Raw genomic sequence first — 9,003 nt, forward strand, 5'->3', positions numbered from 1 at the left:
CGACAGCGCATAACGCAGGCCGATCCAGGCTTCGTGGCCTTCCAGACGCTCAACGCGCGTATTCGGCGTGTAGGAGGTCGGGCTGTAGCCGAAGTAACGGTATTCGGTGTCGAGGGTCAGACGCTCGGTCAGCGTCCAGGCAACACCGGCCAGAGCCTGATAGCCCATCGCCCAGTCATCGCCGCGAACGGTGCGGTAGACGGACGCCGCGGTGCGGGTGCCCGTATTCCAGCCACCGGCCGAGAAGGTCGAGTTCACAGCACCGATACCGGCACCGATGTACGGACGGTAGAAGCCGCCCTGGTTGAACTCGTAGATACCGGTCAGCATCAGCGACCAGCCGTGAACCGAGCTGTAGCTGTTTTCAAAGTTGCCGACAGCACCGGTCTGGTTGAAGCGGTGCGCCAGTTCGGTGTCCAGGCGGAAGCCGTTGGCCCACTGATAGCCAAGACCCAGCGCTTCGCGGAAGTTGCTTTCGCCGCTGATATCGCCGTTCAGGTTGCCAGACACACCCGCATCGCCGGGAGCGCCGTAGCCGAGAGCGCCGCGGACGTACCAACCTTCTTGCGCCGCCGCGACGGACGGCAGAGCGAGAAAGGCACCGACAGCAGCAGCCGTAAGAAGCCGTTTTTTCATAATTCCCCCTCCGGACGCGGATAACGTCCTTCGTTGAGCGTGATCTAAAAAGCGCCAATCAGGACGCACGAAACCACCGGATACCGGCGCTTCTGCAACTCGATTAGCGGATTTCTAACGTATGTTCCAGAGTTGCGTTCCCGAATTTGCTGCACGTCAGGCCAGAATCCCTGCCTTGCGAAGCTCATCCACTTCGATTTGCGACAGTCCGAGGCGTTCTTGCAACACTTCCGCGGTGTGTTCGGCGAATCTCGGCGGCGGTGATGCATAGCACGGTGGTGTTGCTGACAGGCGCATGGGATTCGCCACCAGCGTCGCCGGACCGGAGCCGGTCACATCCATCTGGAATGTGAGGCCCCGCTCCCGCACCTGTGGCTCTGAAAACACACCGTCAAGCGCCTGGATCGGTCCACACGGAATGCCCTTCCCATCAAGGGCCGAACGCCACTCGGCGCTCGTCCGGGTACGCATTATACTTGCAATTTCGCCACACAATTCTTCGCGATATTCCACCCGGCCCGCATTGCGCGCATAGCGCGGGTCGTCACCCCATTCCGGGCGGCCCAAGACTTCGGCGAAGGACCGGAACTGCCGGTCAGCGCCGACGGCGACGGCGATGCGGCCATCGGCTGTCGGGAAGTCCTGATAGGGCACGATATTGGGATGACGGTTGCCCATCCGGCCCGGCACCTTGCCGCCCACCAGATAGTTACAGGCCTGATTTGCAAGCATTGCTGCCTGCACATCGAACAGCGCCATGTCGATGCTCTGCCCGCCCTTGCCCTGATCGCGCGCGACCAGCGCCGCCAGAATGGCCCCTGCTGCGTAAACCCCCGTGAACAGGTCAACAATCGGCACGCCCACCTTTACCGGCGCGTCCTCACCTGTCACCGACATCAGACCGCCCATGGCCTGAATGAGGAAATCATAGCCCGGCAGGTGCGCATTGGGGCCGGTCTGGCCAAAACCCGTTACTGAGCAATACACAATAGCGGGGTTGTTCTCTTTAATGGAGTCATAGTCGAGGCCGAACCGTTTCAGACTACCGGTCTTGTAATTCTCGATGATGACATCGCTCTGGGCCGCCAACTTGCGCACCAGAGCCTGACCTTCGGGTTCACGCAGGTTGACGGCGATGGAGCGCTTGTTGCGGTTGGCACAGAGGTAATAGGCGGCATCACCCTGCCCGCCCGCCTTGTCGGGCATGAAGGGCGGGCCCCAGCCGCGTGTATCGTCACCGCCATCGGGATTTTCCACCTTGATCACATCAGCGCCGAGATCGCCGAGGATCTGCGCGCACCACGGTCCGGCGAGAACCCGCGACAGGTCCAGCACCTTGATATGGGAAAGCGCCCCCTGGTTCATGTGCGTTTGCCTTTTTGTTTCTAGAGCGGCCAGACGAGGAGGATGACGGGTACGCCCACCGCGACCACGATCACTTCCAGCGGCAGGCCGAGACGCCAGTAATCGCCGAAGCGGAAGCCGCCCGGCCCGAGGATCAGCGTGTTGTTCTGGTGACCGATAGGGGTCAGGAAGGCGCAGCTTGCCCCGACGGCGACAGCCATGAGGAAGGGATCGGCGCTGACACCCATGGATGCCGCGAGGCTGATGGCAACGGGGCACATGACAGCGGCCGTGGCGGCGTTGTTCATGAAGTCGGAGAGCGTCATCGTCGCCACAAGGATCAGGACCAGCACCAGTACGGGGCCTGACTGTCCGGTCAGCGAGAGCAGCCAGGCTGCCACCAGATCAGCCGCGCCCGTGGTTTTCAGCGCCCCGGCGACGGGCAGCAATGCGCCCAGCAGCACGATTACCGGCCAGTCCACATTGTCGTAAATGTTCCGCAAGGGGACGATGCGTGTGAGCATGATGGCCAGCACACCGGCGGCAAAGGCCATGGCAGCCGGCAGCGTGCCAGTCGCGGCCAGCGCCACCGCCGCGCCCATGATAATTGCCGCAGAGACAGCCTTGCGGGCATCGGGGATACGCAAGGTACGCTCGGCAAGCGGCACGCACCCCATGTGCGATGCGAACTCGGCTATCGCGTCCTCCCCGCCTTGCAAGAGCAGGACGTCGCCCTCCTTCAGCTTCATCGTGCGCAGGCGGGCGCGCGAGTGGGTGGCGTTCCGGGAGACAGCGAGGAGATTGACCTGAAAGCGTGTCCGCAGATGTATGTCGCTGGCCGACCGTCCAGCCAGGGCGGAGCCCGGCGAAACGGCGTATTCGGCCAGATGAACCTCGTCGGCATGAATGACGCGGCGGCGTTCGCCGGGCGATTCCACCTCTTCGGGCAGTTCTGCCTTCTCGTCCTCGCCCTCGGCCGGTGCCGTGGAGGCTTCCTCTTCCAGCTGCAGGCCAAGCGTGGAAAGGGTCGATGTCAGACCGTCAGGGTCTGACTGGATGACCAGAAGATCGCCCGCCTTCACCTTTCGGTTGGCGTGGGGCGAGGGATAGCGGGTCTCGTCGCGTATCAGTGCGAGGATTTCCGCGCCGGTCTCGTCGAGGCTCGGCTGCAGCTCGCGCAAGGTCTTGCCGTTGGCGCGGCTATCGTCGAGCACCCGGGCTTCTGTCAGGTAGGCTCCCGTCTCGAAGCCCTCGGCGCCGGGCGGGTTGCGCCGCGGCACGAGCAGCCAGGCGAGGCCCAGCACGAAGAGCAGGCCCGCGCCGGCGACTGCGAGGCCGACCGGTGCGTAATCGAACATCGAGAAGGCACCTTCGCCGGTCTCGGCGCGAAAACCTGAGACGATGAGGTTGGGCGGTGTGCCGATAAGCGTCGTCATACCACCGAGTATGGAAGCAAACGATAGCGGCATAAGCAGGCGGCCCGGCGCGATGCCCTTCTTGCGGGCGATCTGCAGCGCGATCGGCATGAGCAGGGCAAGAGCCCCCACATTGTTCATGAATGCCGACAGGAAGGCGGCAAGGACGCTGAGCACCACCAGCATCACCATCGGGTGAGCGTTGGCAGGCAGCACAGTTCGGGCAATCACATCCACCGTCCCGGCAGATTGCAGCGAGCCGGAGAGGATCAGCACGCACGCCACAGTGATGACCGCCGGGTGGCCGAAACCGGCGAACGCCTCGCCCGCCGGAACAAGGCCCAGCAGCACACATGCGACCAACGCAGCGAGTGCGACCGCGTCATGGCGCAGCCTGCCCGACAGGAAGAGCCCCATCATGACGAGAAGGACGGCACCAAGAAGAATGACTGGCAGGGGCATGGACGCCTTCGAGCAAGGGGAAGCGGGCTAAAGTCCATGCTGTCATGGACTTTAGCGCTCGCGCCCGCAAGAGGGCTCGCTTGCCTAGCTCAGAAGGGTGTCAGGTCGGCAAATGCCGCAAACACCGCCAGCGAAAGCGCTGCCAGCGCCGTGATCACAATGCCAGCCAGCGTGCCAAACGCCATGCGGCCAGACGACAGGCGCGCGCCTGCCACCAGCAACAGGGCCGCTAGCCCGGCCAGCCCCGACAGCAGGATCGCCCAGGCCCCCAGATGCGCCGGTCCGGCAAACCCTGCAATCAGCAGGATGGGCGAAATCTCGCTGGTCGCGTAGGCGGCATAACCCAGCACTGCGAGCCCCCCGATGCCCAGAACGGACGCCAGCACGCTGGCCGCGCGTGCACCGCCTGTATTGGCCGAAGGCGTGCCATCAATCCGGCGCAGTACGAAAGCCACGGGGAACACAAGAAGAGCCATCCCCAATATCATGGCGGAGATACCGCCCCAGGCCAGTAGCCCGATCAGGGCCGGCCGGTCCTCCTCCATCGCGACTATGGCACGGGCCGCGAAATGTGAGGTCACCGGAATGGCAAAGTCCGGCGCGCTGTTGGCGGTTTCCACGCAGGAGGTGTCCAGCTCGGCCGACGGATCGTCGAAGAAGGCGACCATGATATCCGCCGTGCACTCGTCTGAACGCGTCGGGCCGTGGCCAGCGAAGGGCACTTCCAGATACTGGCCATTGGAAAAGCCCGGCATGATCTGGCGGGCAAGGTCCGGCGGGGTAATCGGGTCCCACGCCCCGTTGACGATCAGGGCCGGGCCATCAAAGGAGACGGGCGCATATTCGCTGCGGTCACGCAGGCCCATGCCATAGCGTTCGCACAAGGCCTGGCTGGCCTCAGCCCCCTCGACCGATCCGATCAGTCCTGCAAGGCCGGGCACTTCGGACAAGTCTTCAGCGATCACGCGGGCATTCTGCCACGTATAGCCGTCATTGCAGGAGATTGCGGCGTTCATGCCGGCGGAGAAATCGCCGCCTGCAAGGTCTCCGCCAGCACCCAGAGCGATGGCGGTGAACACGGTCTCGTCGCGGCGTTCAGCCGCGCGTACCAGCGCGTTCAGAACGGCGGCCATGCCGGGATAGGTGCTCTGCTCGTACATCATCGAGAAAGGCGCAAAGGCAATCGCCGCTCCGCCGACCGCGACTTGGCCGCCGGGGAAGACTTCCGTATCCGACACCGTAACGATCACCGGGTCTGCCTGCAGCGACGCCATCGCCGCATAAGCGCGTTCACGCAGGTCCGGGTAGGCGCGCGCGCAGGCCGTGTCGGCCTCGCAGGTCGACGTGATATGGTCGAGCACCCGGTCCGCCCAGCGGTGAATGCGCATCAGGTTTTCAAGATCATTTGGCACGATCGCGTCTATGACGAGCGCGCGAATGCCTTCGGGATCCACCTGCGTGAGCATCTGGCCGAGATGCGAGCCATAGGAAATGCCCCAGACATTCCAGGTCTCATAGCCCAGCGCTTCGCGCAACACGCGCACATCGCGGGCATTTTCCACCGTGTTGTAGGCAGACAGGTCCACGCCCTCGGCGACGGCCCGGTCAAAGCATCGTTCAAGCCGTGCCAGTGTGAAGGCTTCCTGCTCGGCCGGGGTCTGCCCGACATTCAGGGCAGGCTCTTCCGCATTGTAGAGCGGACAGAAATCGCCCGACTGGGTGATGCCGCGCTGCTGAAGAATGTAGAGATCACGGGTTTCGGTCGCGGCATGATCCTTGAACCGCTCGACATAGCTCGGAACGCCGACGCCCGGACCACCGGTGAGATAGGCAATCGGGTCCTCGCGGGGCGTGAAGGTGTCTTCCCCGGCCTCCCCGTCTTCGTCGCCCGCGTCACCCTCCTCCGGGCCTCGCGCGTGAATCTTCACATAGAGAAGCTGGATGATGCGGCTCGTTTCCGTCTCGCGGTTCTCGCGGACAGCCAGCAGGCCGCAGCTGATCTCGCCGGGCTCATAGTCAATCGTGTCACGGAACGGGCAAACGACCGGAACGGTGTCGCCTTCGGCCAATGTCGAAAGGGAGGTGGGTGCAGGCGGTTCGGCAAAAGCGCTAAGTGCGGCCTCCGGGTCATCGAGAACGGCCTCGACGGCCTGTTGCGGGAGTTCTTCTCCGGCACTCTCTCCGGCAGGCTCCGGGCTTTCCGCCTCGCTGCTGGCGGAGTCCTCGCCAGGAGGGGCTTCCTCCGGCGCATCCTGTATCGCCCAGCCCGCCCCCGTCAGGCCCAGCCCCAATACCCCCGCCAGAAGCGTCGTGCGCCAGCACCGTGTCATATCCTGCCCCCCAAGCCAGGCTCGCCCGGACGGGCGACGCCATTAACCTTCCAGCAAGACTAGCGTACGGGCCAATGCCTGCAAGCAGGCAGTTGGGTCTCAGACCCGCTCCACCACCATGGCCGATCCGACGCCGGAACCCCCATGGGCGACAATCAGGCCGAGCGTTCCGCCAGAGCGCTCCAGCCCGCCGAGCATGGTTGCCAGCAGGATCGCGCCGGACGCGCCCATCGGATGACCCATGGCCAGATGCCCGCCTTCGGGGTTCACCGTGTCCAGGTCGGGGGCATAATCCCGCTCGAATTTCAACGGTGTGGCAGCGAAAGCCTCCATGAATTCGATACGGTCGAAATCAGACAGCTTGAGACCCGTTGCCGCCAGAATCTGGTCCATGGCGGCAAAGCCGGCCGTGAGTTGCAAGACAGGATCAGCGGTTGCTTCAGCCATTGCGCGAATACGCGCCTTGGGCTTGATGCCGGCCGTCTCGCCTGCCGCCTTCGAGCCAACGAGCGCCAGAGCTGCGCCATCACAGACAGGCGGGCAATTGGCGACCGAGTGGACGTGCTTGATCTCGTTCAGCTCGGGGCGGGCTTTCAGCATCACGGCGTCAAAGCCCGCAGCCCCCATCTCGGCAAAGGCAGGGCCGAAGCGGGCCAGACTTTCCGGCGTCGTTCCGGCCCGCACGCTCTCGTCGCGCTCCAGAACGACAGATCCGTCAGCGCCCTTGATGGCGATGACCTCATCCAGCCGGCCCTTCTCCCAGGCCGCCGCAGCACGCTGGTGCGAGCGGGCTGTCACTGCGTCCAGATCATCTTTCGAATAGCCTTCCATCGTGGCCATCAGGTCTGCCGACAAGGCTACCGGGACATAGCGCAGGGCGAGAGCCGTCTCGCGGTCGGCATAATAGTGCGCCTTGTCGCCCATGAAGGGGACGGCGCTCATCATCTCGACCCCTCCCGCCAGCCGCAGGCGGTCATCGCCGCTGGCGGCTGCTTCATGGGCTGCCATTGCGACCGCCGTCAGGCCCGACACACAATAGTTATTGATAGTCAGGGCGCGCACGGCGTCGGGAAGGCCGGCATGCAGGCGCGTCACCAGAGCGAGATGCCCGCCTTGTGCGCCGACCTGGCCGACGCAGCCAAGCGTCAGGCTCGCAGCATCCTGTATCGCCGCTTTACCATTGCGCGATGCCAGCGCCGCAATCAGCCGGGCGTTCAGCTCATGCGGTTTCAGCGCGGCAAGCCCGCCATCCTCCTTGGCCTTTCCGCGCGGCGACCGGACAGCATCGAAGATATAGGTGTGGGTCATTGAAGCGATCTTTTCCGGTTGAAGTTTCACTTTTGCTCGTCATTCCGGCCGCAGCGAAGCTGCAGAGCCGGAACCCAGATGCATTGTAGACGCTGGGTTCCGGGTGTCGCTCTGCTCCCCCGGAATGATGAAGCGGGAAGACGGTGGCTAGACCCCGATCACGAACGACACGTTCGCCGTTCCGGAGCCGCCGACATTGAAGGTTGCAAAGGTGCGCGCACCGTCGACCTGCATGTCGCCGGCCCGGCCCGAGGTCTGGCGCGCCGCATCCAGCGCCATCCGCACGCCCGTGGCTCCGACCGGATGGCCCAGCCCGATAAGCCCGCCCGAAGGATTGACCGGCAGCTTTCCGCCGAAGGCAATCGTGCCGTCCTCGACCGCCTTCCATCCTTCGCCAGGGGCAGTCAGGCCGAAATGTTCAATCGCCATGTATTCAGTTACCGAGAAGCAGTCATGCGTCTCGATACCGTCGACCTGGTCCGGGCCAGCGATATTCGCACGCGCGTAGGCATCGGTGATGGCCTTGCGCGTCCAGGGCAGGGCGTAGCCGCCCTCTTTTCGCGATTTCTCCAGCTTTGCGTCCATCATCAGCGGGGCGGTCGTATGCCCCCAGCCCTTGAGGCGCGGAATGGCGGCGAGGTCGAGACCGCGCCTTGCGGCATAGGCGCGGGCCGCCTTTTCGCTCGCCAGAACGATCACGGCGGAGCCGTCTGTCACCTGCCCGCAATCAGAGCGCCGCATCCAGCCTTCGATGACGGGGTTGGCGTCGTCATCGCGCGCAAAGCTGCCCTCCCCGAACTGCCAGCTGCGCGTCTGGGCATGCGGATTACGCTTGGCATTGTCGAAATTGATTTTCGAGATTGCTGCCAGATGCTCGTATTTCAGGCCGTAGCGGCGGTCATATTCCTCCGCCAGATCGGAGAACATGGCTGGCCAGAGATAGCGCGCGCCCAAGGCCTCTCGCCCCGCCCAAGCGGCGCTGCCAAGGTGCTGGGCTGCCGTTTCACCCGGCACGTTGCGCATCATCTCGACGCCGACAACGGCAATCGTTTCGTAGTGACCTGCCAGGATGTCGCTCATCGCCGCGAGGATCGCCATGGAGCCGGAGGCACAGGCCGCTTCGTGGCGGCTGGTCGGCTTGCCCTCAAAACCCGGATCGACATGGCCCATGAAGCCGCCAAGAAGGCCCTGACCGCAGAACAGCTCGCCAGCGAAATTGCCGATATGGACAGCGTCGATCTCGGCAGCATCCATGCGCACGTCATCAAGCGCGGCGCGTGTCGTCTCGGCGATCATGTCAAAGAGCGACTTTTCCTGGCGCGTCCAGTTGGCGGCAAAGTCGCTTTGCGCGCCGCCAAGGATGAAGACCGGCCCGCTCATGACTGCTTTTCCCGTGCTATTTCAACGAGGCGCCAGCGCAGCACCTTGTTGAGCGGATTGCGCGGCAGAGCATCGACCAGGATCATCTGCTCAGGCAGTTTGAAGTTCGCGATTTCCTTGGTTTTCAG

6 protein-coding genes are annotated in these 9,003 nt (G+C 64.0%); all 6 read right to left on the reverse strand.

Features of this window, described 5'->3' with window-relative positions:
• Positions 1 to 636, reverse strand: a 636-nt coding sequence (locus tag ACTS2Z_RS11730; protein ID WP_442573393.1) for an outer membrane protein, incomplete at its 3' end; no start/stop codon positions are given.
• A 156-nt stretch (positions 637 to 792) separates the two neighbouring features.
• Positions 793 to 2,001 carry a CaiB/BaiF CoA transferase family protein gene (locus ACTS2Z_RS11735; protein WP_442573394.1) on the reverse strand — a complete coding sequence of 403 codons (1,209 nt, stop codon included), beginning with the start codon at positions 1,999 to 2,001 and terminating at the stop codon, positions 793 to 795.
• 20 nt (positions 2,002 to 2,021) lie between these two features.
• Positions 2,022 to 3,857 carry an SLC13 family permease gene (locus ACTS2Z_RS11740; protein WP_442573395.1) on the reverse strand — a complete coding sequence of 612 codons (1,836 nt, stop codon included), beginning with the start codon at positions 3,855 to 3,857 and terminating at the stop codon, positions 2,022 to 2,024.
• Positions 3,858 to 3,946: 89 nt separating this feature from the next.
• Positions 3,947 to 6,187 (reverse strand): alpha/beta fold hydrolase, encoded by a 2,241-nt coding sequence (locus ACTS2Z_RS11745; RefSeq protein WP_442573396.1) that lies wholly within the window; start codon positions 6,185 to 6,187, stop codon positions 3,947 to 3,949.
• Positions 6,188 to 6,286: 99 nt separating this feature from the next.
• Entirely contained in the window at positions 6,287 to 7,495 is a 1,209-nt protein-coding gene (locus tag ACTS2Z_RS11750) for an acetyl-CoA C-acyltransferase (protein ID WP_442573397.1), read from the reverse strand.
• 147 nt (positions 7,496 to 7,642) lie between these two features.
• Positions 7,643 to 8,875 carry an acetyl-CoA acetyltransferase gene (locus ACTS2Z_RS11755; protein ID WP_442573398.1) on the reverse strand — a complete coding sequence of 411 codons (1,233 nt, stop codon included), beginning with the start codon at positions 8,873 to 8,875 and terminating at the stop codon, positions 7,643 to 7,645.
• Positions 8,876 to 9,003: the final 128 nt, after the last annotated feature.

This window comes from Glycocaulis sp. (assembly GCF_052168375.1).
Taxonomy (GTDB): domain Bacteria; phylum Pseudomonadota; class Alphaproteobacteria; order Caulobacterales; family Maricaulaceae; genus Glycocaulis.